Annotated in this window: 25 protein-coding genes and 2 pseudogenes; 11 read left to right on the plus strand and 16 right to left on the minus strand. The window is 53.6% G+C overall.

All coding sequences use genetic code 11. The features are described from left to right. Positions 1–75 precede the first annotated feature (75 nt). Both C2U53_RS22745 and cydB read left to right on the plus strand, forming a co-directional pair. Entirely contained in the window at positions 76–1,482 is a 1,407-nt protein-coding gene (locus C2U53_RS22745) for a cytochrome ubiquinol oxidase subunit I (protein ID WP_044257789.1), read from the plus strand. Continuing rightward, on the plus strand, positions 1,482–2,492 hold the full coding sequence (gene cydB / locus C2U53_RS22750) for a cytochrome d ubiquinol oxidase subunit II (RefSeq protein ID WP_044257787.1): 1,011 nt from the start codon (positions 1,482–1,484) through the stop codon (positions 2,490–2,492). The genes C2U53_RS22745 and cydB overlap by 1 nt, the downstream gene beginning before the upstream one ends. Before the next feature lie 33 nt (positions 2,493–2,525). On the opposite strand, the gene C2U53_RS22755 is transcribed toward cydB, so the two are convergent. Both C2U53_RS22755 and C2U53_RS30435 read right to left on the minus strand, forming a co-directional pair. After that, on the minus strand, positions 2,526–3,044 hold the full coding sequence (locus tag C2U53_RS22755) for a 2-oxo-tetronate isomerase (protein WP_044267134.1): 519 nt from the start codon (positions 3,042–3,044) through the stop codon (positions 2,526–2,528). 11 nt (positions 3,045–3,055) lie between these two features. Then, positions 3,056–3,160 (minus strand): annotated as a pseudogene (locus C2U53_RS30435) (DUF421 domain-containing protein); the annotation flags it as partial. A gap of 89 nt (positions 3,161–3,249) precedes the next feature. Here C2U53_RS30435 and C2U53_RS30440 point away from each other — a divergent pair. Both C2U53_RS30440 and ttcA read left to right on the plus strand, forming a co-directional pair. Next, positions 3,250–3,459, plus strand: a pseudogene (locus C2U53_RS30440) (site-specific integrase); the annotation flags it as partial. A 47-nt stretch (positions 3,460–3,506) separates the two neighbouring features. Beyond that, positions 3,507–4,442 carry a tRNA 2-thiocytidine(32) synthetase TtcA gene (gene ttcA, locus C2U53_RS22765; protein WP_043000592.1) on the plus strand — a complete coding sequence of 312 codons (936 nt, stop codon included), beginning with the start codon at positions 3,507–3,509 and terminating at the stop codon, positions 4,440–4,442. A gap of 43 nt (positions 4,443–4,485) precedes the next feature. On the opposite strand, the gene dbpA is transcribed toward ttcA, so the two are convergent. From dbpA to C2U53_RS22785, 4 genes are all read right to left on the minus strand, one after another. Beyond that, positions 4,486–5,859 (minus strand): ATP-dependent RNA helicase DbpA, encoded by a 1,374-nt coding sequence (gene dbpA / locus C2U53_RS22770; protein WP_104446487.1) that lies wholly within the window; start codon positions 5,857–5,859, stop codon positions 4,486–4,488. A gap of 23 nt (positions 5,860–5,882) precedes the next feature. Continuing rightward, positions 5,883–6,062 carry a hypothetical protein gene (locus C2U53_RS30620; RefSeq protein WP_305764052.1) on the minus strand — a complete coding sequence of 60 codons (180 nt, stop codon included), beginning with the start codon at positions 6,060–6,062 and terminating at the stop codon, positions 5,883–5,885. A gap of 284 nt (positions 6,063–6,346) precedes the next feature. After that, a complete protein-coding gene (zntB, locus tag C2U53_RS22780; protein WP_043000590.1) occupies positions 6,347–7,330 on the minus strand; it encodes a zinc transporter ZntB in 984 nt (327 codons plus the stop codon). Between the two features lie 89 nt (positions 7,331–7,419). Beyond that, complete coding sequence (locus C2U53_RS22785; RefSeq protein WP_104446488.1) at positions 7,420–8,553, minus strand: methyl-accepting chemotaxis protein; 1,134 nt, start codon at positions 8,551–8,553, stop codon at positions 7,420–7,422. A 665-nt stretch (positions 8,554–9,218) separates the two neighbouring features. Here C2U53_RS22785 and C2U53_RS22790 point away from each other — a divergent pair. Further along, positions 9,219–10,451, plus strand: a complete 1,233-nt coding sequence (locus C2U53_RS22790; RefSeq protein WP_104446489.1) for a sensor domain-containing diguanylate cyclase — start codon at positions 9,219–9,221, stop codon at positions 10,449–10,451. Positions 10,452–10,495: 44 nt separating this feature from the next. Here the strand turns inward: C2U53_RS22790 and pcaC are convergent, their stop codons facing one another. The 6 genes from pcaC to C2U53_RS22820 are packed head-to-tail and all read right to left on the minus strand — an operon-like array spanning position 10,496 to position 15,559. Further along, positions 10,496–10,885 (minus strand): 4-carboxymuconolactone decarboxylase, encoded by a 390-nt coding sequence (pcaC, locus tag C2U53_RS22795; protein ID WP_043000587.1) that lies wholly within the window; start codon positions 10,883–10,885, stop codon positions 10,496–10,498. Then, the gene (pcaD, locus tag C2U53_RS22800; protein ID WP_043000586.1) at positions 10,875–11,639 is read right to left on the minus strand and encodes a 3-oxoadipate enol-lactonase; all 765 of its coding nucleotides are present in this window, start codon (positions 11,637–11,639) and stop codon (positions 10,875–10,877) included. The genes pcaC and pcaD overlap by 11 nt, the downstream gene beginning before the upstream one ends. Next, a complete protein-coding gene (locus tag C2U53_RS22805; RefSeq protein ID WP_104446490.1) occupies positions 11,617–12,981 on the minus strand; it encodes a 3-carboxy-cis,cis-muconate cycloisomerase in 1,365 nt (454 codons plus the stop codon). Before C2U53_RS22805 ends, pcaD begins: the two co-directional genes overlap by 23 nt. Before the next feature lie 9 nt (positions 12,982–12,990). Then, positions 12,991–14,193 carry a 3-oxoadipyl-CoA thiolase gene (gene pcaF, locus C2U53_RS22810; protein ID WP_043000584.1) on the minus strand — a complete coding sequence of 401 codons (1,203 nt, stop codon included), beginning with the start codon at positions 14,191–14,193 and terminating at the stop codon, positions 12,991–12,993. A 9-nt stretch (positions 14,194–14,202) separates the two neighbouring features. Further along, complete coding sequence (locus C2U53_RS22815) at positions 14,203–14,859, minus strand: 3-oxoacid CoA-transferase subunit B (RefSeq protein ID WP_043000583.1); 657 nt, start codon at positions 14,857–14,859, stop codon at positions 14,203–14,205. Between the two features lie 10 nt (positions 14,860–14,869). Next, complete coding sequence (locus tag C2U53_RS22820; RefSeq protein WP_043000582.1) at positions 14,870–15,559, minus strand: 3-oxoacid CoA-transferase subunit A; 690 nt, start codon at positions 15,557–15,559, stop codon at positions 14,870–14,872. 170 nt (positions 15,560–15,729) lie between these two features. Between C2U53_RS22820 and C2U53_RS22825 the strand changes: the two genes are divergently transcribed. Beyond that, positions 15,730–16,536, plus strand: a complete 807-nt coding sequence (locus C2U53_RS22825) for an IclR family transcriptional regulator C-terminal domain-containing protein (protein ID WP_043000581.1) — start codon at positions 15,730–15,732, stop codon at positions 16,534–16,536. Here the strand turns inward: C2U53_RS22825 and smrA are convergent. Then, the gene (gene smrA, locus C2U53_RS22830; protein ID WP_043000580.1) at positions 16,533–17,096 is read right to left on the minus strand and encodes a DNA endonuclease SmrA; all 564 of its coding nucleotides are present in this window, start codon (positions 17,094–17,096) and stop codon (positions 16,533–16,535) included. The genes C2U53_RS22825 and smrA overlap by 4 nt on opposite strands. 424 nt (positions 17,097–17,520) lie before the next feature. Between smrA and ogt the strand changes: the two genes are divergently transcribed. The 3 genes from ogt to uspE all read left to right on the plus strand — a co-directional run bounded on the left by ogt (position 17,521) and on the right by uspE (position 20,084). Beyond that, complete coding sequence (gene ogt, locus C2U53_RS22835) at positions 17,521–18,036, plus strand: methylated-DNA--[protein]-cysteine S-methyltransferase (RefSeq protein ID WP_043000579.1); 516 nt, start codon at positions 17,521–17,523, stop codon at positions 18,034–18,036. A 194-nt stretch (positions 18,037–18,230) separates the two neighbouring features. Then, positions 18,231–18,983, plus strand: coding sequence for a fumarate/nitrate reduction transcriptional regulator Fnr (fnr, locus tag C2U53_RS22840; protein ID WP_003020397.1), 753 nt, complete (start codon positions 18,231–18,233; stop codon positions 18,981–18,983). A 150-nt stretch (positions 18,984–19,133) separates the two neighbouring features. Further along, positions 19,134–20,084 carry a universal stress protein UspE gene (gene uspE, locus C2U53_RS22845; RefSeq protein WP_043000578.1) on the plus strand — a complete coding sequence of 317 codons (951 nt, stop codon included), beginning with the start codon at positions 19,134–19,136 and terminating at the stop codon, positions 20,082–20,084. Positions 20,085–20,130: 46 nt separating this feature from the next. On the opposite strand, the gene C2U53_RS22850 is transcribed toward uspE, so the two are convergent. Further along, positions 20,131–20,391 (minus strand): DUF2534 family protein, encoded by a 261-nt coding sequence (locus C2U53_RS22850; protein ID WP_043001925.1) that lies wholly within the window; start codon positions 20,389–20,391, stop codon positions 20,131–20,133. 242 nt (positions 20,392–20,633) lie between these two features. On the opposite strand from C2U53_RS22850, the gene C2U53_RS22855 reads away from it, so the two are divergent. Further along, the gene (locus C2U53_RS22855; RefSeq protein ID WP_104446491.1) at positions 20,634–21,653 is read left to right on the plus strand and encodes a mechanosensitive ion channel family protein; all 1,020 of its coding nucleotides are present in this window, start codon (positions 20,634–20,636) and stop codon (positions 21,651–21,653) included. Between the two features lie 84 nt (positions 21,654–21,737). Here the strand turns inward: C2U53_RS22855 and C2U53_RS22860 are convergent, their stop codons facing one another. Next, positions 21,738–22,121, minus strand: a complete 384-nt coding sequence (locus C2U53_RS22860) for a VOC family protein (RefSeq protein WP_104446492.1) — start codon at positions 22,119–22,121, stop codon at positions 21,738–21,740. 98 nt (positions 22,122–22,219) lie between these two features. Here C2U53_RS22860 and C2U53_RS22865 point away from each other — a divergent pair, with 98 nt between their 5' ends. Next, positions 22,220–22,990, plus strand: a complete 771-nt coding sequence (locus C2U53_RS22865; protein ID WP_104446493.1) for a DeoR/GlpR family DNA-binding transcription regulator — start codon at positions 22,220–22,222, stop codon at positions 22,988–22,990. Positions 22,991–23,025: 35 nt separating this feature from the next. Here C2U53_RS22865 and C2U53_RS22870 read toward each other — a convergent pair whose 3' ends face one another. Then, entirely contained in the window at positions 23,026–24,639 is a 1,614-nt protein-coding gene (locus tag C2U53_RS22870) for an ABC transporter substrate-binding protein (RefSeq protein ID WP_044257762.1), read from the minus strand. Positions 24,640–24,659: the final 20 nt, after the last annotated feature.

Genomic DNA, 24,659 nt, shown 5'->3' on the forward strand with positions numbered 1-24,659 from the left:
GGTTATTGGTTGGTAAGAAAAAACAGTTTTGTTGCGCTCTGCTTATGGCAGCGCTTTGTCATGGGGTAGCATACCGTGCCTGAACTTGATGCTTTTCATCTGGCCCGTTTTCAGTTCGCCTTCACTGTCTCTTTTCACATTCTTTTCCCGGCGATTACCATCGGGCTGGCCAGCTATCTGGTGGTACTGGAAGGAATGTGGCTGCGCACGCACAACAACCTCTGGCGTTCGCTTTACAACTTCTGGCTAAAAATCTTTGCCGTCAATTTTGGCATGGGCGTCGTTTCCGGTCTGGTGATGGCCTACCAGTTCGGCACAAACTGGAGCGGATTTTCCCAGTTTGCCGGCAGTATTACCGGCCCACTGCTGCTTTACGAAGTGCTCACCGCCTTCTTCCTGGAGGCGGGTTTTCTGGGCGTGATGCTGTTTGGCTGGAACAGAGTTTCTCCAGCGCTGCATTTTTTCACCACCTGCATGGTGGCACTGGGAACGCTGATGTCCACTTTCTGGATCCTCGCGTCAAACAGCTGGATGCAGACGCCGCAAGGTTTCAGCATTGAAAACGGTCATGTGATCCCGCAGGACTGGATGGCGATCATTTTCAACCCCTCCTTTCCGTATCGTCTGTTCCATATGTCGATCGCCGCCTTCCTGAGTAGCGCGATGTTTGTGGGAGCCTCTGCCGCCTGGCATTTACTTCGCGGCAACGACACGCCGGCCATCCGCAAAATGTTTTCCATGGCGATGTGGATGGCGTTAATCGTCGCGCCGATTCAGGCGGTGGTCGGCGATATGCACGGTCTCAATACCCTTGAGCATCAGCCGGTAAAAATTGCCGCTATCGAAGGCCACTGGGAAAACGCGCCCGGCGAGGCTACACCGCTCTTGCTGTTTGGGATGCCGGACATGGAAGAGGAGCGCACAAAATACGGTCTGGAGATCCCGGCGCTGGGTAGTTTAATCCTGACCCACAGTCTGGATAAACAGGTTCCTGCGCTGAAGGATTATCCCAAAGAAGATCGCCCTAACTCCCCTGTTGTCTTCTGGTCGTTTCGTATCATGGTAGGCATAGGTTTACTCATGATTGCGCTGGGTCTCTGTAGCGTCTGGCTGCGCTGGCGCCAGCGCCTGTATCAGTCTCGCCCGTTCCTGTGGTTTGCGCTGGGAATGGGCCCTGCCGGACTACTGGCGCTGTTGGCGGGTTGGGTCACGACGGAAGCAGGACGTCAACCGTGGGTGATCTACGGATTCTTACGCACCCGCGATGCGGTGTCATTACACAGCACGATGCAAATGGTCATCAGCTTGCTGGTCTTTATCATCGTCTACTGTGCTGTTTTTGGCGTGGGTTATTACTACATTTTCAGGCTCATTCGCAAAGGTCCGCAACCTGTCAGTGAACTGACGTCACAAACGGATGGCACCCCGGCTCGCCCCCTCTCGGCGGCAGAACCGGTGACGGATGAAGAGGAGAAGGCGTAATGGGTATCGATATCACCGTAATGTGGTTTGTCATCATTATCTTTGCCACGCTGATGTACATCGTGATGGATGGTTTCGATCTGGGTATTGGGATGTTGTTCAGCGTGGTTCACGACGCTGGTGAGCGTGACGTAATGGTAAACAGCGTGGCACCCGTCTGGGACGGTAATGAGACCTGGCTGGTGCTCGGCGGCGCGGGCCTCTTTGGCGCGTTCCCGCTGGCCTATGCGGTGATCACCGACGCACTGGCGATTCCGCTGACAATGATGCTCATCGGCCTGATTTTTCGTGGTGTGGCCTTTGAGTTTCGCTTTAAGGCGACACCTTCCCACCGACCATTCTGGGATTACGCCTTTGCCGGCGGTTCGCTGCTCGCGACATTCAGCCAGGGCATTGTGGTGGGAGCGGTGATTAACGGCTTCGAGGTGACAGAACGCCGTTTTGCCGGCTCAGCACTGGACTGGCTCACCCCCTTCAACCTCTTTTGCGGCGTCGGCCTGATCGTCGCCTATCTGCTGCTCGGCACCAGTTGGCTGATTATGAAAAGCGAGGGTTCGCTGCAAGCGCGAATGCGCGTCCTGACCCGTAAAGTCCTCCTCGCCCTGTTGGGGGTTATTGCGGTGGTGAGCGTCTGGACGCCGCTCGGCTGGCCCGCTATCGCCGAACGGTGGTTTACCCTGCCCAATTTCTTCTGGTTTGTCCCGGTGCCCATTCTTGTGCTGGTATTGAGCCTGTGGATTTGGCGACTGAGCGCAGAGATGAACAGCCATGCGCGCCCCTTTATTCTGACGCTGGGTTTGATTTTCCTCGGCTTCAGCGGGCTGGGCATCAGCTTATGGCCGCATATTATCCCACCGCATATCACGCTGTGGGAGGCGGCAGCACCGCCTGCCAGTCAACGGTTTATGCTGGTGGGGACCCTGCTGATTATCCCGGTCATTTTGATGTACACCGCCTGGAGCTACTTTGTTTTCCGTGGCAAGGTTTCCGGGGGTGAAGGCTATCATTGAGCGTCAGATCGCAGAGCGTATTGATCACTGGGGTCAACGCCCCTCCCAGGCAGAGATCTCTTCCAGGAGTACTGCAAGGCTGAAACGGACTGCTTTTTCGATAACATCCTGACACTCACCAGAAAAAAGCTCGCGCTTTGTGACAACCTCCCCGCGGAGATTCCACGCAAACCAGACCGTTCCGGCGGGCGTTCCGTCTTCCCCACCGTCCGGACCGGCGTACCCACTGATGGCAATGCTGATATCGGTCCCGGCACGCTCGCGTATGCCCGTGGACATCTCTTTGACCGTCTGTTCACTCACTGCGGTATATTTTTCCAGCGTACTGGCCTGTACGCCGAGCAGTGTCTGCTTCGCCCTGTCACTAAAGGTAATAACGCCAATATCATAAAAGGCGGCGGTATCGGATTCCGCACAGAGTGCCGTCGCCAGATTACCGCCGGTGCAGGACTCAGCGGTGGTTAACGATAATCCTCGGTCAATGAACACATTGGCTAGCTGTTTCGTGAGTTCGCCGGTGGTTTTCGCTTCGTTATAGGCTGCTTCATTCATCCTTCTTCTCCTTAGCTTTCATCAGGAATAACGGAAATATGATCATTACGCTCCAGAATGGCGTATTGACTTTTTGCGGGCTCCGTAATGCCCTGATTCCGTCGCACCGTGACCAGGCTAATCATCGTCAGCGTCGCACCAGTGACAGAAAATCATTGCCTGACCAGACTTCAGAAGTAAGTTTAAGCCGTTTACCGTCGGACGTGTAAAAGGTGCTGGTATTCGTCGCCGTAATCCGTACCATACGCGACATACTTTTGCCTGTAGGCTTCGCTCAACCGAAGCGTTCACGTCTTTTATTGCAAACCCGATGGGGCATGAAACGCGCGCAGGTGGTATATGAAATTGACGTAGCCTGAATCGACGTATTGACGACGAGCAGACTGCCAGGCGAAACGCAAAACTGGCACGGTGATACGCGTGTCGTGACATGCCCCTTTCCGGTGTTCGAGACAGTAAATAATGTTAGAAAATCAACAAGCGACGAAGAAAGAACAGTACAACCTGAATAAATTGCAGAAACGTCTGCGCCGTAACGTCGGCGAAGCGATTGCCGATTTCAATATGATTGAAGATGGCGACCGGATCATGGTCTGCCTGTCCGGTGGTAAAGACAGCTACACCATGCTGGAAATTTTGCGCAATCTACAGCAAAGCGCCCCGATTAGCTTTTCGCTGGTTGCCGTTAACCTGGATCAGAAACAACCCGGTTTCCCTGAACACATTCTGCCTGAGTATCTTGAGCAACTGGGCGTTGAGTACAAAATAGTTGAAGAGAACACGTATGGGATCGTGAAAGATAAGATCCCGGAAGGCAAAACCACCTGCTCTCTTTGTTCACGCCTGCGTCGCGGTATTCTGTATCGCACGGCGACGGAGCTGGGTGCGACTAAAATTGCGCTGGGTCACCATCGCGACGACATTCTGCAAACCCTGTTCCTGAATATGTTCTACGGCGGGAAAATGAAAGGGATGCCGCCGAAACTGATGAGCGATGATGGTAAACATATCGTGATCCGCCCACTGGCTTACTGCCGTGAGAAGGATATCGAACGCTTTGCTGAAGCCAAAGGCTTCCCGATCATCCCTTGCAACCTGTGCGGTTCGCAACCAAACCTGCAACGTCAGGTGATTGCCGATATGCTGCGTGACTGGGATAAGCGTTATCCAGGCCGTATTGAAACCATGTTCAGCGCCATGCAGAACGTGGTGCCTTCACACCTGAGCGACATTAACCTTTTCGACTTCAAAGGGATTAAGCACGGTTCTGACGTTATTGATGGCGGCGATCTGGCATTTGATCGTGAAGAGATCCCGCTCCAGCCTGCAGGCTGGCAACCGGAAGAAGACGATAATCAGCTTGATGAACTTCGCCTGAACGTTGTCGAAGTGAAGTAATAGCCATGGGCCGGATCGTTTTCATCTCCGGCCCAACTCGGGTTTATTTCAGTAAACGCACCCGACAGGTTTTACCTTTAATCTTCCCATTCTGCAGTTGTTTCCATGCCTTATGCGCGACCGACTGACGGACCGCCACATAGACATGCGCCGGATGCACGGTAATTTTGCCAATGTCCGCGCCATCCAGCCCCATATCTCCGGTTAACGCCCCCAGCACATCGCCTGGACGCATTTTGGCTTTCTTGCCACCGTCGATACACAATGTCATCATTTCAGCGACCAGCGGCGTAACGCTGCGTTGCGTTGGCGCAGGGACCCAGTTAAGGCGGATCTGCAGCATTTCAGAGAGAATATTCGCCCGCTGCGCCTCTTCCGGAGCACAAAAACTGATAGCCAGACCGCTGTTCCCGGCGCGCGCGGTACGGCCAATCCGGTGGACGTGCACCTCCGGATCCCACGCCAGTTCGAAATTCACCACCAGCTCCAGCGATTTGATATCAAGCCCGCGGGCCGCAACATCCGTCGCCACCAGCACCCGCGCGCTGCCGTTGGCAAAACGCACCAGCGTCTGATCGCGGTCTCGCTGTTCCAGATCGCCATGAAGCGCCAGCGCGCTTTGCCCGGCCTCATTGAGCGCATCGCACACCGCCTGACAATCCTTTTTAGTATTACAGAACACCACGCAGGAAGCCGGCTGATGCTGACTGAGCAACGTTTGCAACAGCGGTATCTTACCGTGTGCAGAGATTTCATAGAATTGCTGTTCGACGGCGGGGAGCGCATCCACCGTGTCAATTTCGATAGCGAGCGGATTTCGCTGCACGCGACCGCTGATTGCGGCAATCGCTTCCGGCCAGGTGGCCGAAAACAATAGCGTCTGACGCGACGCGGGCGCGAAACGGATCACCTCGTCGATTGCGTCACTGAATCCCATATCCAGCATCCGGTCTGCTTCATCCATCACCAGCGTGGTCAACGCGTCCAGCGAAACGGTGCCCTTTTGCAAATGGTCGAGCAAACGACCAGGCGTGGCGACGATAATATGCGGCGCGTGCTGAAGAGAATCGCGCTGTGCTCCGAAGGGTTGACCACCGCAAAGCGTCAGGATTTTGGTATTCGGTAAGAAACGCGCCAGACGACGTAGTTCACCGGCCACCTGATCCGCCAGTTCGCGCGTCGGGCACAGAACCAGCGACTGCGTCTGAAACAGAGTGGCATCAATATGCTGTAACAAACCGAGACCAAATGCTGCCGTTTTACCGCTGCCGGTTTTTGCCTGCACCCGCACATCCTGCCCGGCAAGGATCGCTGGCAGCGCCGCCGCCTGGACAGGGGTCATGGACAGATACCCCAACTCGTTCAGATTCTCGAGCTGGGCGGCGGGTAATACATTCAGGGTAGCAAAAGCAGTCACAATTTAATCTCACGGTAAACGACTCACAGTCGGCAGGCGCGTATCCTCGCAGATCTGCGGCTGTGATGCGACAACTTAATCGGTACTTCGTCGGGCGGCGGGTCGGGCATCGGCTGTGGACGTGGGATTGGATCGGGCACAGGAACGGGATCGGTGGGAACGGGATCCGAGAAATGAATGTCTTGTTGGCGGTGAGTTAACAGATGGAACATTTTTGCCTCCGGGATTTCATTGGCTCCCTTTCAGGGTAGTCGCTGAAAACGTACAGGCAAAAAAAAGCCGACTTATTTAAGTCGGCGTCGTACGAATCAATTGTGCTATGCAGTAATTCAAAAAAGGAAGTAAGACAATATGGAGCGCAACGCCCATCGCTTGACGTTGCATTCACCTGCAAGAGTGATATTGCCCCGAACAGGCGTGCTATTTATTGACTTCGCTCAATCTTAAAGCCGTTTTTAGGCAGAGAAATCTCTTAAAACACCCGTTTTTACAACCATTTACTACGATGCAACCATAAAGTAACACCACCAATCAGAACCACTAACAGAATACAAAAGAGTGAAAAGCCAAATTGCCACCCTCCACCGGGTATGCCGCCGAGATTGACGCCGAACAGTCCGGTCAGAAACGTGCTGGGAAGGAAAACCATCGCCATCAATGACATGGTATAGGTACGTCTTGCCAGCGACTCCTGCATTACCTGGGCAATTTCATCCGCCATAACGCCCGTGCGGGCGATACAGGCATCAATTTCATCCAGCCCCCTGCCCAGTCGGTCGGCAATATCTTGCATCCGGCGTCGCTGATCGTCCGTCATCCACGCCAGACGCTCGCTAGCCAGTCGCGAATAGACATCGCGCTGCGGTGCCATATAGCGGCGCATCACAATCAATTGTTTTCGTAATAACGCGAGGAAGCCGCGCGGCGGGATTTGCTGATCGAGCAGATTGTCTTCAAGATCGATGATTTTATCGTGTAACTGTTCGATAAATTCGCTGGCGTGATCGGTCAGCGCATCGCATACGTCCACCAGCCAACCGCCACAGTCAACTGGTCCGGTGCCTTCCTGGAGATCGCTGACGACATCGTCGAGCGCCAGCACCTTCCGCTGACGCGTGGAGACAATCAGCCGTTCATCCATATACAGACGCATCGCCACCAGTTGGTCCGGGCGCTCATCCGTACTGCCATTGATGCAGCGTAACGTAATAAGCGTCCCTTCACCCAGACGGCTGACGCGTGGACGAAGGCTTTCCCCCGCCAGCGCATCCCTGACATTATTCGGCAGTAGCGGCGTCGTCGCCAGCCATTGCGCGCTGTCCGGATGCGTGTAGTTCAGATGCAGCCAGCACGGATGCTCACGGCTGATCACATCATCATCTTCCAGCGGTTTCACACCGCCCTTGCCATCCAGCAACCAGGCAAATACGGCATCCGGCACACTAACTTGAGACCCTTTAATGGCTTCCATTTTGCCTCCCATACTTCGCGCTTTTCTGGTTAGTCTAGCTGTCGACGAATGTTAAGCAACCACTCATTCTCCCAATGTGTTATCAGGGCTTATGAAAACCCGCGAGCGTAGCGCTTGTGCGCTGAGGGAGAAATCGCTTCTGTTGCATCACTTAAACGGAACTGATGGGTTTTCGACTGGAGATCGACAACCTGTGATTTCAGTACATCCGACAATCCGGATAATTCATCCACCATCAACGCGTTACTTTGAGTAACTTTTTCCAGTTCATTCATTGCCTGGGTTATCTGATTTATTCCTTTTTCCTGTTCCGCCGTGGTGGTTGATATTTCATGCATCAACTGACTTAACTGCCCAGCGCCCTGGACGATTTCCTGCATATTCTTTTCTGTCTCGCCCACAACCGTTGCGCCTTGCTGCACATTTTGATGGGTGACGTCGATAAGCCCCCGAATATTTTTTGCGGCTTCGGCACTTCTGTGCGCCAGATTTCGCACCTCCGTCGCCACCACGGAAAATCCTTTTCCCTGCTCACCGGCGCGCGCCGCTTCGACTGCGGCATTCAGGGCCAGAATATTGGTCTGAAACGCAATATCATCAATCAGGGTAATTATTTCTGTCATTTGCTGGGTACAAGTCGTAATCGAATGCATGTTGCTGGCAACCTGAACCATTAATTCGCTGCCTTTGTATGCACATTGCATCGCGCTATTGGCCTGCTGGTTAGCAAGTCGCGTGTGGTCAGCGTTGTTACGCGTGCTGGCCGCCATCTGTTCCATGCTGGCCGCCGTCTGAATTAAAGAGGCAGACTGCTGCTCCGTTTTTACGGATAATTCAGCGCTACGGGCGGCCAGTTGCTCTGACAACAACAGCGCCGTCTTCGAGGAAAGTCGGATCTCACGTACCAGCGTCGCGATACTGCCGGATAAGCTGTTGATACCCGGAATCAGTCTCCCGGCACAGTTATTACCAAATTCGGGAATATAAACGGCGAGATTTCCCGCTGTCACCTGTTCAATACTTTTCTTTACGGTATTAATGGGCGTGACAAGATATATTGTCATGTAGCACCATAAGGCGAATAACGCCAACAAAAAAATCACGTTCATTGAAATAATAACCGGCAGCCTGACCGAGTACATTATTTGCACAGTGTTAATCAGGCCAAAGGTAAATAGCAGAAATACGATAATAAATGTTCTGACGCTAATGTGTTTTAACATTTTAAACCTGTTAGAGGTTAATATGGCAGGTCATATTTATATAGCATCAGAAAAGCATATATTCTTCTCGTTCCGCTCTCTGTCCAAACTTCACGCAGAGATCCATAAAATTTACCTTAAAGAAGGATATTGCCGATTAAGTTTACCTTATTCTTATTGTTCATCATGAGGTGAGGCCGCTTTCCCTTACCCTCCCAAGCGATTCTACTGCTTAACAATTAAGTGATACGACACTCATCATTGATGAACGTTTAATCTGGCTTAAATGATTAGATTTCATAACGTGTTAATAAGCGCACTCGTGCTCTTGCCGCTTTTCGCCTCTGGACGTTAATGAGGTGGGCAAAAATTCCAGTAGCTGACCTTTCATTTCTCATGCGAATGGATGAATCCCTGCTAAATTTAACTGCACGACAGACATTCGATGGAAAGCCAGATGTTGCACGTATCATGGGCGCCCGTTTGAATCAGCATCTCGTTTCTTGTTGCGTTCATCGCTGCATTTGTCTCCCTCGACAGCGTGCGCGTGTAAAGTGGCTATTTCTGTGCGGCGAGAATCGGCATTCTGGCGCTTATCGGGCGGTATTACGCTTGGTATGGGGATCTGGTCAAAGCATTTCATCGGCATGGTCGCACAATAATTAATAAAAAGAACAGGATTACTGATGATTTCGCACAACCTGAATGCACTGGATTTATTAACACAGCCGGTCTGGATCGTCTCCCCCTGTACCGAAGAATTAGTTTTTGCCAATCGTATCGCCAGAGAGGTGATGCAAGGGTACACCTTCAGCCAGCTGCGTAAAGGGGTGTATTCCACCCATGCGCAGAATACGTTGCCGAACTATATTACCGATCTTCGCCGCCAGCGGGATATTGTCGAGATTCTGACGGTGCCCCGTGAAAATCATCAGGCCGCACTCACCTGTCGGTTATCGATTAACGATCTGCCAGGAACCGGTGAAGTCATTCTGTTCGAAGGCATTGATATCCCGGCGGTACAGGGGTTGAAAGCCAGCCGGTCTGCCACCTATCAGCGTAAAAAGCAGGGATTTTATGCCCGATTTTTTCTCACGAACTCCGCCCCTATGCTGCTGATCGATCCGTCAAGAGATGGTCTGATTGTCGACGCCAACCTGGCGGCGCTCAATTTCTACGGCTACAGCCTGGAGGCGATGTGCCAAAAACACACATGGGAAATCAATATGTTGGGTCGCCAGGTTCTGCCTGTTATGCATGAAATTGCGCGACTGCCGGGTGGGCATAAGCCGCTGAATTTTGTCCATAAAATTGCCGATGGCACCACCCGCCATGTGCAAACCTATGCCGGGCCGATTGAAATCTACGGCGACAGACTGATGTTGTGCATCATTCACGATATTACCGAGCAGAAACGTCTTGAACAGGAACTGGAGCGCGCCGCCCTGCATGACGCACTCACCGGACTGCTCAATCGCCGCCAGTTCTATCAACTGACCGAACAGGGGCAGATGCAGCATCTCACCCTGGCACAGGACTACAGCCTGCTGCTCATTGATACCGATCGGTTTAAAAGCATTAATGACCTGTATGGTCACCTGAAAGGCGATGAGGTTCTCTGCGAGCTGGCGCGAAACCTGGAGTCCTGCGCACGCAAAGGGGATTTAGTGTTTCGCTGGGGCGGCGAGGAGTTTGTCCTGTTGTTACCGCGCACGCCGCTGGAGACCGCGTTGCAGTTAGCCGAATCCATCCGCGCGTCGGTCGCGAAAATCGGGCTTCCCGGCCTACCGCGCTTTACCGTGAGCATTGGCGTGGCCCACCGCGAACCGAACGAAAGTATCGATGAACTGTTTAAGCGGATGGATGCTGCGCTTTACCGGGCCAAAAATGATGGCAGAAACCGGGTACTGGCCGCCTGAGAAACAGCGTCCCCGACGACACGCACCGCCGCCGGGGGCCTGATTTACTTCCCGTCGGCGTCGCGCTGGTCAAAAACTTGCTGTGCCAGATGCAATGTCGCATTGGCGGCGGGCAGACCGCAATAAAGTGCCGAATGCATGATCAGCTCTTTCAACTCCTCACGCGTCACGCCGTTGTTGAACGCGGCATTGAGATGCATTTTTAGCTCCGCTTCGCGGTTTAACGCAATCAGCATCGCAATGGTTATCATACTGCGCGTATGCCGATCCAGTCCGGGGCGGCTCCAGATATCGCCCCAGGCATAACGGGTAATAAAGTGTTGAAATTCTTCATTCAGCGGCGTCAGGTTTTCCACCGTCCTGTCAACATGCGCATCGCCCAGAACCGCCCTGCGTACGGCCATTCCCTGCTGATAACGTTCTTCATCCTGCATATTGTCCTCCCAGAAACGATAACAACGCCGCGTTCACCGCACCCGGCGCTTCAATAGTGGATAAATGGGACGCCTTCACCACAGCCAGTACAGAACCGGCAATACGCTGGTGCATAAACTGAGCGTCGTCCACCGTGGTGACGGGGTCATTTTCACCGGCAATCAGCAGCACTGGCCGTGTGATCCCGGCAATTTGCTCACGCAAATCGGCCGTTGCCAGCGCTTCACAGCAGGCGGCGTACCCTTCGGCTGACGACGCGGCGAGTTGCTCACACAATGCAGCGACCGTTTGCGGTGCCGACTGACGAAAAGCAGGGCTGAACCAGCGTTCCGGGGCGCTGGCGGCAATCTCGCGCAGTCCATTCTGACGAACGCTTTGCGCGCGGGCGCGCCAACTCGCCTCGTCGCCTATACGTGCAGCGCTGTTAATCACTGTTACGCTCAGCACTCGTTGCGGCTGATGACAGGCCAGCCACAGCCCGGTGAGTCCTCCCATTGAGATCCCGCAAAAATGCGCTGCCGGGATATCCAGGTGATCGAGTAACGCAATCACATCCTGCCCCAGCCGGGCGAGATCGGTTGGCCCCATATTGTTCGTCGCGCCATGTCCGTGGGTGTCATAACGCAGCACTCGATATTGCGCGCTCAGCGCCGCAAGCTGTGGCGCCCACATCGCAAGCGTCGTACCGAGAGAATTGGATAGCACTACCACCGGCGCGTCGTCCGGGCCATCAATCTGGTAATTCAGTTCCATGCTGTTGTTCCTCATAACGTGCAAGCACGCGTTGCACAAACTGCGCCGCGCAGCCCGTTGCCGTGCCTGGGTCCAGTAACGCCACCAGTTGAGATTCATTAAGATGGGCCATCACCTGCGGCTCCTCAACGAGTACCGAATGCAGGGAATGACCGCTTGTCACCGCGAGATGGCACAGCCTTTCAATCAGATGATGGGCATCCTGCTTGCCGATAAACGCCGCCAATGCCAGCGTGACCGATTCCGCCATCATCAGGCCCTGAGTGATATCCAGATTGTCACGCATCTTTTGCGGGAAGACCTGCATATTCAGGACGAGCGATTGGGTTTCCTCAATTGCGTGCCCGACCAGCATGACGATCTCCGGCAGAACTTCCCATTCTGCCTGCCAGCCGCCGAGCGCACGTTCATGCTGCTGTAACTGACTGTTGTAGAGTGTGGCCATCAGTCCCGGCGTTTTCTGCATGGCAGTGAGGATCGCCGCGCAGCTCACCGGATTTCGCTTGTGCGGCATCGCCGACGATCCGCCCCGACCCGCGACGGCGGGTTCGCTCACTTCCGCCACTTCGGTCTGCATCAGCAGCGCGAAGTCCTGAGCAAACTTACCGAGAGTACCGCCGACACCGGCGTACCATGCCCCCACTTCCAGCAGCCGATCGCGCTGGGTATGCCAGGGCGTATCTGGCAACGTCAACGCCAGTTCCTGCGCGAGTCGCTCTGCCACCGGTAGCGCGTTCTGCCCAAGTGACGCCAGCGTTCCCGCCGCACCGCCAAACTGCAGCACCAGCACACGCGGCAACAGCGATTGCAGGCGTTCCTGCCAGCGCAGCAGCGCATCAAGCGTACCGGCCAGTTTTAGCCCCCAGGTCACCGGCAGCGCCTGCTGCATCCAGGTGCGACCCGGCATGACGGTATGCTGATAGCGATGCGCCTGCTGAGCAAAGACCGCCGTCAATTGACTCAGCGCACATTGCGTGTGATTGAGCGCCACTCGCAATTGCAGGACCAGTCCGGTATCGATCACATCCTGGCTGGTTGCCCCCCAGTGTACGTAACGTGCGGCGTCAGGATCCTCACGCTTCACCCGCGCGGTTAAGTGTTGCACCAACGGAATGGCCAGATTGCCCGCCGCCCGCGCCGATTCTGCCAGTGCTTGTCGATCAAACTCCTGCGCATGACAAGCCTGGGTGATAGGCCCGACAGCCGTTGCCGGTATCACGCCGCAGGCCGCCTGCGCACGGGCAAGCGCGGCCTCAAAATCGAGCATCCCCTGAAGAAGCTGGATGTCTGAAAATTCTGCCGTGAGCGCCGTTCCGCGCATCAACGGGGTTAGCAAGGTCATTCCTGCTCCTTACACACGTTCAATAATCAATGCGATCCCCTGGCCGACGCCAATGCACATGGTACAGAGTGCATAGCGTCCGCCGGTACGCTGCAACTGGTAAGCGGCGGTCATCGCCAGACGCCCACCTGATGCCCCCAACGGGTGACCGAGGGCAATCGCACCGCCGTTAGGATTCACCTGCGCGGCATCATCGGGTAACCCCAAATCACGCATCACCGCCAGTGCCTGCGCGGCAAACGCCTCGTTAAGCTCGATAACATCCATCTGGCCAAGCGTTAAGCCCGTCTGCGCCAGTACTTTACGGACCGCTGGCGTCGGGCCAAACCCCATAATTCGCGGGGCGACGCCGGCAGTTGCCACGCCGACAATCCGCGCCAGTGGGTGCAGACTTTGCTGCGCCATCGCCTGCTCGCTGGCGATGAGGAGCGCACAGGCACCGTCGTTAACGCCAGACGCATTGCCCGCCGACACGGTACCGTCAGGACGGACGACCCCTTTCAGCCTGGCGAGCGCCTCCAGCGATGTCGCACGCGGATGTTCATCTTTGCCAAAAAGCAGCGGCTCGCCTCTTTTTTGTGACACTGTCACTGAAATTAACTCTTGTGCAAATAGCCCCTGCTCCTGAGCGGCAGCGGTTCTCAACTGGCTGCGCAGCGCAAACGCATCCTGATCGGCGCGCGTTATGCCAAACTCCTGCGCCACGTTTTCTGCCGTTTCCGGCATAGAATCCACGCCATAGCGGGCTTTCATTTGCGCGTTGATAAAGCGCCAGCCAATCGTAGTGTCTTCGATTTTCATGTTGCGGCTGAACGCATTTTCCGCTTTGCCCATCACAAACGGCGCACGTGACATGCTCTCCACGCCACCGGCGATCATCAGCTGTGTTTCGCCGCTTTTAATCGCTCTCGCGGCAATACCAATGGCATCGAGGCTGGAACCACACAGACGGTTTACCGTACTGCCCGGGACGCTTTCCGGCAACCCGGCCAGCAGCAGCGCCATCCGCGCCACGTTGCGGTTATCTTCTCCCGCCTGATTCGCACAGCCGTAAATCACGTCATCGATCGCCGCAGGATCAAGGCCTGGGTTGCGTTCAAGCAGTGCTTTCAGTGGAATAGCGGCCAGATCGTCGGCCCTGATGTTCGCCAGCGTTCCGCCGAATCGACCAAACGGTGTGCGCACTGCATCGCAGATAAATGCCTGATTCATCATAGTTCCTTATGCGCTTTGCGCCAGCGGTTCACAGCTCAGAGTCACCGGCGTCAGACGTTGCAGTTCCTCAAAAGACAGACCATTAAAAATTTCCCGGACAACCGGTCCCGAATCGGTAATGTCGATCACCGCCAGGTCGGTATAAATGCGGCTGACGCAGCCCATGCCGGTTAAGGGATAGGTACAGTGTTCAACCAGTTTGCACTCGCCGTCGCGGGTCAGATGGTCCATCATCACAAATACCTGACGCGCGCCGATCGCCAGATCCATCGCGCCGCCCACAGCGGGAATGGCGTCCGGCGCGCCGGTGCTCCAGTTGGCGAGATCCCCGGAGGCTGAGACCTGATACGCCCCCAGCACGCAGATATCCAGGTGCCCGCCGCGCATCATGGCGAAGGAGTCACCATGGTGGAAATAGCAACCGCCCTGCAACAGCGTGACGTACTCTTTCCCGGCATTAATCAGCTCCGGATCTTCTTCCCCTTCCGCCGGTTTTGGCCCCATCCCGAGCAGACCATTTTCACTGTGCAGGAAAATCTCTTTTTCCGCAGGCAGGTAGTTGGCGATACGGGTTGGTAAACCAATCCCCAGATTGACGTATGCCCCTTCCGGGATATCCTGCGCTACGCGTCTGGCCATTTCGTCACGGGATAATTTCTTCATCGTTTACTCCTTAGGCGCGCAGCGCGGCGTGGGTGAGGTTTTCCAGAGAAAATACGCGCTGGACAAAAATCCCCGGCGTGATGACGTGCTCGGGATCAAGCTCGCCGAGAGGGACAATCTGATTCACCTCCACCACCGTGGTTTGCGCGGCGGTCGCCATGATCGGACCAAAGTTTCGTGCCGCTTTGCGGTACACCAGATTCCCCCAGCGATCGGCCTGATCCGCCTTTATCAGGGCAAAATCGGCGTTAATCGGGTATTCGAGCACATAGTTTTTCCCTTCGATGTGGCGGGTTTCTTTGCCTTCAGCCAGCGGCGTACCGTAGCCTGTTGGCGTATAGATAGCCCCCAGGCCAGCACCGGCAGCCTGAATGCGCGCCGCCAGATTCCCCTGGGGTACCAGCTCCAGTTCAACCTCGCCACGGCGATACAGGTCATCGAAAATCTGTGAATCCACCTGACGCGGAAAAGAGCAGATCATTTTGCGTACGCGTCTGGCCTTCAACAGTGCCGCCAGACCGACTTCACCGTTACCCGCATTGTTATTGATGATGGTAAGGTCGCGAGCCCCCTGCGCGATGAGCGCATCAATCAATGTGGTGGGTTGTCCGGCCGTACCAAAACCACCAATCATGATGGTCGCACCGTCCGGGATCCCGGCGATGGCCTCCTCCAGCGAAGGCACACTTTTATCAATCATCAGCTCGCTCCTTGTGGTGCGGATTTCGCACATTTTTGCGTTGTTCGCACAAAATGTGACCCACTTAACGAAGTCAGGCAAGGGCGATAATCGAAATATGGTGCGATAATCGAACATCGTTTATGTTTGTACGAAGAATGTGATCCGTGGCGAACAACGAGAGGAAAACAGTGGAAAAACATCCTGATGACCGTCTGAACAATGAGACCGATCCGTTTAAGGGCGATCCAAACTATATGGCATCACTGGCACGCGGGCTGGAGGTGATTCAGGCGTTCACGCCGCAGCGACGGGTTATGTCGATATCGCAGATTAGCCAGAAAACCGGGATCCCGCGCGCGGCAGTCAGACGCTGTCTGTATACGCTGGGAAAACTGGGTTTCGTTTATGCCGAAGATGGGAAAAATTTCGAACTGCGTCCGCGGATCCTGGCACTGGGACATGCCTATCTGGCCTCCACTCCGCTGGCTCGCGCCACTCAACCGGTTCTGAAACATCTGAGCGAAATGCTCAATGAATCCTGTTCCATCGCCACCCTCGACGGTGACGATATTTTGTATATCGCCCGCGCCTCCAGCTCACGCATTATGACCATCGATCTGGACATCGGCAGTCGGCTGCCTGCGTGGTCCACCTCAATGGGACGCGTTTTGCTTAGCCATCTTTCTGAGGACAAGCTGAACGACATGCTCGGGCGTATCACCATGATCCGCTACACCTCGCAGACTGTGGATTCCGTCCCCGCCCTGCGCGCCGAACTGAAGAGAGTCCGGCAGCAGGGCTATGCGCTCAACGATCAGGAACTGGAAATGGGGCTGCGGTCCATTGCTGTGCCACTGATGAACAGCCAGGGTCAGGTCCAGGCGGCGCTGAATGTGGGTGTACATGCCGGACAGGTGACGGCGGACGAACTGCGCAGCCGCGTACTGCCCGAGCTGCAAAAAGCCGCGCAGGAGTTGTCGCTTTTACTGCATTAACGGCTGCGCTTGGCGTGACGTTCCCAGTTTTCCTGCTTCGCCTGTGCGGATTTACGCAACGCCACATAGCACGCTCCGCTGCCGCCGTGATGTGGCAGAGCCGTGCAGTAGGCCTGAACCTCGTCGAATTCGGTCAACCAACGTGCCAGATAGCTGCGCACGATGTTGGCATGTGAGTTATCGTCTCGCCCTTTACCATGAATAATCAGCACATTGCGCAGCCCATCGCGTAACGACTGGAGCAGAAAGCTATACAGCTGTTGACGACAGGCTTCCACCGGCTGACGCAACAGATTGAGGCTCGCCTGCTGGCTGTATTTCCCCGTACGCAGCTTATCGAGTACGCCCTGTTGCAGCCCCTCACGGCGAAACTCTAAAGGTTGCGCCAGCGGGACGATCTCCAGAAAACCGGTGGTGAGAAAATTATCAAGCTGGAGTGTATCAATACGTTGCGGGGTCCGCACATTGCGCACGGGCTGCCAGTGTACGTCGGCGCAACGTTTCAGCGGCTGAACATCCTCCATGGCGTCAAGAAATAACGATTTGTCGTCAAGATTCATGCTGTGTCCTCCCGCTTTTTAAAGGCAGCTACTATCATAGCCGTCCCCCTGGAGGGCGACAACGGTTTACAGATGCTTCCAGTAAACATCCACGTGTCACATACCTTTGCTTTACTAATTAACGCTGGTTTTACTCAGAGTAAAACAGTGCAGCAGTGCCGTTTAATCTGGTTGATTTACCTTAGATTTTCGTGAAATCAATCACTCCAGTTTGCTGGCATAGTTAAACGGTTCTTGCTATAAGACATTACCCGCCACCAGGAAAAATAACGGGCATAGATGAAGGATAAACTGCTGTGTGTACTGTAGAGTCTGGCGGATGTCGACAGGCTCTATTTTTTTATCCCAAATCAGGGGTATAGCACTGCTGGCAGTGACCATGATACGTTGATGCCCCACCGACTGCATGCCAACGAGGCAACCGATGCTGACACTACTGGAAGAGAAAATGATGACCCCGCTGGGCCCACTTTGGGTCATTTGCGACGAGCAGTTCAGACTTCGCGCTATCGAGTGGGAACAGTACAGTGAGCGCATGGTGCAACTGCTGGATATTCATTACCGCGCACAAGGTTATACCCGTATTAGTGCGACCAATCCGGGCGGTCTGTGCGACAAACTTGCCGACTATTTTGCCGGTAACCTCAGCGCGATCGATACGCTGCCAACCGCCACCGGCGGCACTCCTTTTCAGCGGGAAGTCTGGCAAACCTTACGCACTATTCCTTGTGGTCAGGTGATGCACTACGGTCAGTTGGCTGAGCAACTGGGACGCCCTGGTGCGGCGCGAGCGGTTGGCGCGGCGAACGGTTCAAATCCGATCAGCATCGTGGTGCCCTGCCACCGCGTGATCGGACGTAACGGCACCATGACCGGTTACGCCGGTGGCGTGCAGCGGAAAGAGTGGTTGTTGCGCCATGAAGGTTACCTGTTGCTGTAGTATCCAGGCAATTCGTGCCTTCTTGCTCACACTTTTACGTAAAGACGCCACAGGGAAAGTAAGGTTTTTCAAAGGGATAGAAATATTTTATTCACACATGTCGGAATTATCCGCTATTGGGGTGACCTCAGACTTACGTGCTCACCAAAAAGATGTTAAAATTGACAAATATCAATTACGGCTTGAGCAGACCTATGATCCCGGAAAAGCGAATTATACGGCGCATTCAGTCTGGCGGTTGTGCTATCCATTGCCAGGATTGCAGTATCAGCCAGCTTTGCATCCCGTTCACACTTAACGAGCATGAGCTTGATCAGCTTGATAATATTATCGAGCGTAAAAAGCCGATCCAGAAAGGCCAGACGCTGTTTAAAGCGGGTGATGAGCTGAAATCGCTCTATGCCATTCGTTCCGGTACGATCAAGAGCTATACCATTACTGAACAAGGCGATGAGCAAATCACCGGCTTCCATCTCGCGGGCGACCTGGTCGGTTTCGACGCGATTGGTAGCGGCCATCATCCGAGTTTTGCGCAGGCACTGGAAACCTCAATGGTCTGTGAAATCCCGTTTGAGACTCTTGATGATCTGTCCGGCAAAATGCCTAATCTGCGTCAGCAGATGATGCGTCTGATGAGTGGTGAGATCAAAGGTGACCAGGATATGATCCTGTTGCTGTCGAAGAAAAACGCGGAAGAGCGTCTGGCGGCATTTATCTATAACCTGTCTCGTCGCTTTGCGCAGCGTGGCTTCTCTCCACGTGAATTCCGTCTGACCATGACCCGTGGCGATATCGGTAACTACCTGGGCCTGACTGTTGAAACAATCAGCCGTTTGTTGGGTCGTTTCCAGAAAAGCGGAATGCTGGCGGTGAAAGGGAAATACATCACTATCGAAAACAGTGATGCGCTGGCGGTTCTCGCCGGACACACCCGCAACGTTGCTTAATCTTTCCGCAACCCTTCTGAAACCCTTCTGTCGAATCGTTAAATTTTCCTGATTTATTGATCTGACAGAAGGTTCTTCCCTGTTTCAATTCACATTCTTGGGTTACTCTTTTAGTTACAAACTGCGATGACAGTTGTAAGGAGACCCTGTATGGCTATGTATCAAAACATGCTGGTGGTTATCGATCCGAATCAGGACGATCAACCTGCGTTACGGCGTGCGGTTTATTTGCATCAACGGATTGGTGGCAAAATTAAAGCCTTTTTGCCGATCTATGACTTTTCCTACGAGATGACCACCCTGTTGTCGCCTGATGAGCGTACGGCAATGCGTCAGGGTGTCATTAGTCAGCGGACGGCGTGGATACGCGAACAAGCAAAATACTATATTGAAGCAGGCGTTCCTGTTGAAATTAAAGTGGTCTGGCACAACCGTCCTTTTGAAGCCATTATTCAGGAAGTGATCAGCGGCGGACACGATCTGGTGCTGAAAATGGCGCACCAGCATGACCGACTGGAAGCAGTGATCTTCACTCCTACCGACTGGCATCTGCTGCGTAAATGCCCAAGTCCGGTGTGGATGGTGAAAGATCAACCCTGGCCGGAAGGCGGTAAAGCGCTGGTGGCGGTAAACCTGGCCAGTGAAGAACCCTACCATAATGCGTTGAATGAGAAGCTGGTAAAAGAGACGCTGCAACTCGCCGAACAGGTCAACCATACAGAGGTGCATCTGGTCGGGGCCTACCCTGTCACGCCGATCAACATCGCGATTGAACTGCCGGAATTTGATCCCAGCGTCTACAACGATGCGATTCGCGGTCAGCACCTGCTGGCAATGAAAGCGCTGCGGCAAAAATTCAGTATCGACGAGAAAGTTACACACGTTGAGAAAGGATTACCGGAAGAGGTAATCCCCGATTTAGCGGAACATCTGCAGGCGGGGATTGTGGTTCTGGGTACAGTGGGCCGCACGGGCATTTCCGCTGCCTTCCTGGGGAATACAGCAGAACAGGTCATCGATCATCTGCGTTGTGACCTGCTGGTCATCAAACCCGACCAGTACCAGACGCCCGTTGAGCTTGACGACGAGGAAGACGACTAACGCGTTGTGTAAAAAACGAAAGGCCCAATGATTTGGGCCTTTTCTTTTAATGCTTGTCCTCACCGCCGAGGAAATAAATTCCTAACGGGATGGCCAGCAGCACAGTGAAAACCAGGCTATAGACGAAAATCATTGATGACTGAATGACATACATCGACGTCGTCCAGTCAGAAAGCGGAATATCATACTGTTCAATCACCCCACCGATCGTGGCGCGCGTGACAACCGATGCGGCAATAATAAACACACCCAGCAGGCAGAGCAGAAACTTTTTGCCCTTCGCCGTCTTCAGCTTTTCCATTATCATCATAGTGTCCTTCTGTCACCAAACTTTTGTCACCTTAGCGCAACAATACCATGACAATATGAAAAAGTCTGCATCAGTTCCCCTGACAAATCCGTCACATTGAAAGCGCCTTTGCGTAAAAACGCTAAAAGCGCTATTTATTCCCCCTTTTTATTGATGACTTGAATGTTTATCCTGAGTACCATTATCGAATTGTAGTTTATTTTTTTCATGTCAGTGGCAGCGGAAAGCCGGGGATAAATATGTTTGCAGAGCTGTTCGTAAAAAACATCTTCAATCTGACGGTTATTTTGAGTAGCGTCTTTAGCTTGATTCTGATGAATGTTTTCTTTCGTCATGCACATAAACGCAAGAAAGGGTTTGTCTTCCATACGGCTCAGTTTCTTATTTATGCGCTGATTATCGGTACATTAGGACGAATCGCTAATACCATTATTAGCTACTATAATATCAGCGCGGTTTCATCCAGTATTATCGACTTTGTCTGTACGTCGTTGATCGCCCTGATTCTGACTATTAAATTGTTTCTGGTGATTAATCAGTTTGAAAAATCGCAAATTAAAAAAGGGCGAGACGTCACCAGCGCGCGAATTTTATCGCGGATTATCAAAATCACCCTCATTGTCGTCATTATTTTGCTTTATGGTGAACACTTCGGCATGAGCCTGTCGGGGTTACTCACCTTTGGCGGCATCGGCGGCATCGCCGTGGGCATGGCAGGGAAAGATATCCTGAGTAACTTCTTTTCCGGCATTATGCTTTATTTCGATCGCCCCTTCAGTATCGGCGACTGGGTACGTTCCCCGGATCGCAATATCGAAGGCACCGTGGCGGAAATTGGCTGGCGGATGACCAAAATCACCACCTTTGATCACCGTCCGTTATACGTTCCAAACTCTGTATTTTCCTCGATTAGCGTAGAGAATCCCGGTCGGATGAGTAACCGTCGAATCAACACGGTTGTCGGGTTACGTTACGAAGATGCCAGCAAAGTGGGCACGATCGTCAATGCTATTCGACAAATGCTACAAACCCATGCCGATATCGATCAGCAACAAACGCTGCTGGTCTATTTTAACGGCTTTGGTGACTCTTCATTAAATATTATGGTGTATTGTTTTACCCGAACAACGGTCTGGGAAGAGTGGTTAGCGGTTCAACAACAGGTTTATCTTAACATTATTGATATCGTGCAGAGCCATGGCGCTGATTTCGCCTTCCCGAGCCAGACACTCTATCTCAATAATAGCAGTCAGGGTTAATTTAAAACGCCCCTGCCCGACTCGTGATAGCCTCAGGACATATTTACCTGAGGCTCCTTACTCAGACAATGCGTTATTTTATGTTCATTCAACAATTTCGATGAAATTCCCGTCCGGGTCTTTGATGACCGCTTCATAATAACCGTCCCCGGTCGTGCGCGGTGGTGAAACCAGGATCCCCAGCGCCCGTGCTTTTTTTGCCAGCGCATCCACTTTTTTAGCACTGCCAACCGCGATTGCCAGATGCACCCACCCGGTCGTCTGGTTATCCGGGCGCAGGGCTCGCAGGACGGGTTTCGTCATCAGTTCAATCGCAATATCATCACCGATACGCACAAAATAAGACTCAAATCCGGGGTTGTTCTTGCTGATGTATTTCTCATTAAGCGTCCCGCCAAAAAAACCGGTCCAGAAGCGCGCCTGCGCTTCCAGTTCTGTGGTCCATAACGCCATATGTGCGATTTTCATGTTTCACCTCGTTTCAACCCGTCAGAATGTTGACAGCACTGACCGTTTTGCCCGATCATGCGCTATATTGCTCGATGATATGGTTTTCAGGATTTATCATGCTCGATTATGCAGCTTTCCCGGAACAACGACAAGCCCTGATTCAGCAGATCCTGCAGGAGAATGGGCGCGTGGTATGCAGTGACCTCGCCTCCCGGCTGAACGTCTCGGAGCACACGATTCGCCGCGATCTCCATGAACTCAGCAAGGAAGGCATCTGCAAGAAGGTGTATGGCGGCGCGGTCATGATGCTGCCGGAAGCGGGTGACTATACCATTCGCAAAACGAAGAAGCCCGACCAAAAGAGCAGCATCGCGAAAAAATGTGCACGACTGGTCAAATCCGGTAGCTGTATTTTTATCGATACCGGTACGACCAACCTGGCGATGGCGGAGGCGCTTCCGGCAGAACTTTCTCTGACCGTGGTGACCAACTCGCCGGAAATCGCTGCCGTACTGTTAAAAAAGCCCCTGTATGACGTCATCATGCTCGGCGGTCAGCTGCAGCGCTCTTCTGGTGGTTGCGTCGGCGCTTCGGCGATTGCGCAGGTTCAGGGGATGTTATTCGACCAGGGGTTTATCGGCGGCTGCGCGATGGCGCCGGAATCCGGTCTGACCGGGTTTGATTACGCCGATTGTGAATTCAAACGCGCAGTGATCCGACAGTGTAATGAGACCATTGTCGCGCTGACGGCGGACAAGATCCCGGCGGTGGCTCGCTATGTCGTCGCCCAGAGCAGTGAGATCGATGTCATGGTAGTTGAAGCGAATATCAGCAAGGCGTATTGCGAGGCGTTTCGCGAACATGATATCCGCATTTATACGGTGTGAACGGCAGGCGCGTTTCCGCGCCTGCTGACGGAGGGTTAGTGCTTGATGATATACATGGTCCGGCTGTAGGCCACATCTTCCGGGTTCATGATCGGGTACCCTTTCAGCCACGGTTTGATTAAGCGCCCGTTGGTGTACTGATAAATTGGCGCAATGGGTGCCTGCTCCATGAGGATTTTTTCCGCCGCATTGTAGTCCGCATTACGCGCTTTATCCGTGTTTTCCATCGTCGCCTGAGTGATGATTTTGTCATACGCCGGGTTGTTAAAACGGGAAATATTGCCTGAGTGCGTCGACGTCAGCAGCGACAGGAAGGTCGAAGGCTCGTTGTAATCCCCCACCCAGGAAGCACGAATCACATCGAAATTCCCGGTATTACGGCTGTCGATGTAAGTTTTCCACTCCTGGTTTTGCAGCTTCACATCCACACCTAAGTTTTTCTTCCACATCGAGGCCACCGCGATGGCGATTTTCTGGTGGTTCTCAGAGGTGTTGTATAACAGCGTCAGGTTAAGCGGTTTCTGCGGACCGTATCCCGCCGCACGCAACAGCGTTTTCGCCTGGGCATTCAGCTCTTCCTGGCTCATCTGTTCGAACGGAGACGGTTCAGGCGTAAAACCGGCAGTGACGTCCGGCGTAAAGTGCCAGGCCGGTTTTTCCCCGGTACCCAATACTTTCTCCGCCATAATGCGACGGTCAATGGTCATGCTCAGCGCCAGACGCACGCGGGAATCCGCCGTTGGCCCTTTTTGCGTGTTAAAGGCGTAGTAATAGGTTCCCAACTGCGGTGGCGTATAAACCTGCCCTGGAATGTCCTTTAACAGCTTCTGGTACATATTTTTCGGGAATGATTCGGTGATATCAATGTCACCCGCCAGGTAACGTTTAGTGGCCGATGACTCTTGATTAATTGGCAGGAAAGTCACTTTTTGCAGCACCGTTTTTCCGTTATCCCAGTACTGCGTATTCGGCACCACCACCAGCTTTTCATTCACCACGCGATCCTGCAACACGTAGGCGCCATTCCCCACCAGGTTGCCCGGTTTGGTCCAGTCTTTACCGCTTGCCACGTTGGCTTTTTGCACCGGATAGAACGCAAAACTGGCGGTGAGGTTGGCGAACCACGGCAGCGGCTTATCCAGTTGCACTCTCAGGGTGCGGGCATCAATGGCGGTCACACCGAGCTTATCGGGCGTCACTTTGCCATCAATGATCGCCTGGGCGTTATTGACCCCTGCCAGCGCGGCAAACCAGGCAAAGGGCGACAGCGTTTTCGGATCCACCAGGCGTTGCCAGCTATAGACAAAATCCTGGGCGGTCACCGGCGTACCATCTGACCAACGCGCATTATCCCGCAGCGTAAACGTCCAGATGCGATTGTCGTTGCTTTTCCATTGCGTGGCGACGCCAGGTACGATTTCACCCTTCTCGTTCTGGTTCACCAGTCCTTCAAACAGATCGCGAATAACCTGAATTTCCGGCAGGCCAACCGCTTTTGCCGGATCAAGCGTCGCCGGTTCATCTTTTATATGGCGAACCAGCTCCTGCTTCTCTGCCAGTACCGTTCCGCTGGGAACATCCGCAGCATATGACAGAGAAATGCTGCTAACCAACAGCGCACAACAGGTTACTGAAACAGCGTGCTTCATAGAGTCCCCTCAATCCGGCT

Source organism: Citrobacter sp. CFNIH10 (assembly GCF_002934585.1).
GTDB classification, from domain to species: Bacteria; Pseudomonadota; Gammaproteobacteria; order Enterobacterales; family Enterobacteriaceae; genus Citrobacter_A; species Citrobacter_A amalonaticus.

What these genes read in the sequence shown, in the direction of transcription:
- cydB (WP_044257787.1), top strand. Translation starts at nt 1,482, where the DNA reads ATGGGTATCGATATCACCGTAATGTGGTTTGTCATCATTATCTTTGCC.
- C2U53_RS22755 (WP_044267134.1), bottom strand. Translation starts at nt 3,044, where the DNA reads ATGAATGAAGCAGCCTATAACGAAGCGAAAACCACCGGCGAACTCACG.
- ttcA (WP_043000592.1), top strand. Translation starts at nt 3,507, where the DNA reads ATGTTAGAAAATCAACAAGCGACGAAGAAAGAACAGTACAACCTGAAT.
- zntB (WP_043000590.1), bottom strand. Translation starts at nt 7,330, where the DNA reads ATGGAAGCCATTAAAGGGTCTCAAGTTAGTGTGCCGGATGCCGTATTT.
- C2U53_RS22785 (WP_104446488.1), bottom strand. Translation starts at nt 8,553, where the DNA reads ATGTTAAAACACATTAGCGTCAGAACATTTATTATCGTATTTCTGCTA.
- C2U53_RS22790 (WP_104446489.1), top strand. Translation starts at nt 9,219, where the DNA reads ATGATTTCGCACAACCTGAATGCACTGGATTTATTAACACAGCCGGTC.
- pcaC (WP_043000587.1), bottom strand. Translation starts at nt 10,885, where the DNA reads ATGCAGGATGAAGAACGTTATCAGCAGGGAATGGCCGTACGCAGGGCG.
- pcaD (WP_043000586.1), bottom strand. Translation starts at nt 11,639, where the DNA reads ATGGAACTGAATTACCAGATTGATGGCCCGGACGACGCGCCGGTGGTA.
- C2U53_RS22805 (WP_104446490.1), bottom strand. Translation starts at nt 12,981, where the DNA reads ATGACCTTGCTAACCCCGTTGATGCGCGGAACGGCGCTCACGGCAGAA.
- pcaF (WP_043000584.1), bottom strand. Translation starts at nt 14,193, where the DNA reads ATGAATCAGGCATTTATCTGCGATGCAGTGCGCACACCGTTTGGTCGA.
- C2U53_RS22815 (WP_043000583.1), bottom strand. Translation starts at nt 14,859, where the DNA reads ATGAAGAAATTATCCCGTGACGAAATGGCCAGACGCGTAGCGCAGGAT.
- C2U53_RS22820 (WP_043000582.1), bottom strand. Translation starts at nt 15,559, where the DNA reads ATGATTGATAAAAGTGTGCCTTCGCTGGAGGAGGCCATCGCCGGGATC.
- smrA (WP_043000580.1), bottom strand. Translation starts at nt 17,096, where the DNA reads ATGAATCTTGACGACAAATCGTTATTTCTTGACGCCATGGAGGATGTT.
- ogt (WP_043000579.1), top strand. Translation starts at nt 17,521, where the DNA reads ATGCTGACACTACTGGAAGAGAAAATGATGACCCCGCTGGGCCCACTT.
- fnr (WP_003020397.1), top strand. Translation starts at nt 18,231, where the DNA reads ATGATCCCGGAAAAGCGAATTATACGGCGCATTCAGTCTGGCGGTTGT.
- uspE (WP_043000578.1), top strand. Translation starts at nt 19,134, where the DNA reads ATGGCTATGTATCAAAACATGCTGGTGGTTATCGATCCGAATCAGGAC.
- C2U53_RS22850 (WP_043001925.1), bottom strand. Translation starts at nt 20,391, where the DNA reads ATGATAATGGAAAAGCTGAAGACGGCGAAGGGCAAAAAGTTTCTGCTC.
- C2U53_RS22855 (WP_104446491.1), top strand. Translation starts at nt 20,634, where the DNA reads ATGTTTGCAGAGCTGTTCGTAAAAAACATCTTCAATCTGACGGTTATT.
- C2U53_RS22860 (WP_104446492.1), bottom strand. Translation starts at nt 22,121, where the DNA reads ATGAAAATCGCACATATGGCGTTATGGACCACAGAACTGGAAGCGCAG.
- C2U53_RS22865 (WP_104446493.1), top strand. Translation starts at nt 22,220, where the DNA reads ATGCTCGATTATGCAGCTTTCCCGGAACAACGACAAGCCCTGATTCAG.
- C2U53_RS22870 (WP_044257762.1), bottom strand. Translation starts at nt 24,639, where the DNA reads ATGAAGCACGCTGTTTCAGTAACCTGTTGTGCGCTGTTGGTTAGCAGC.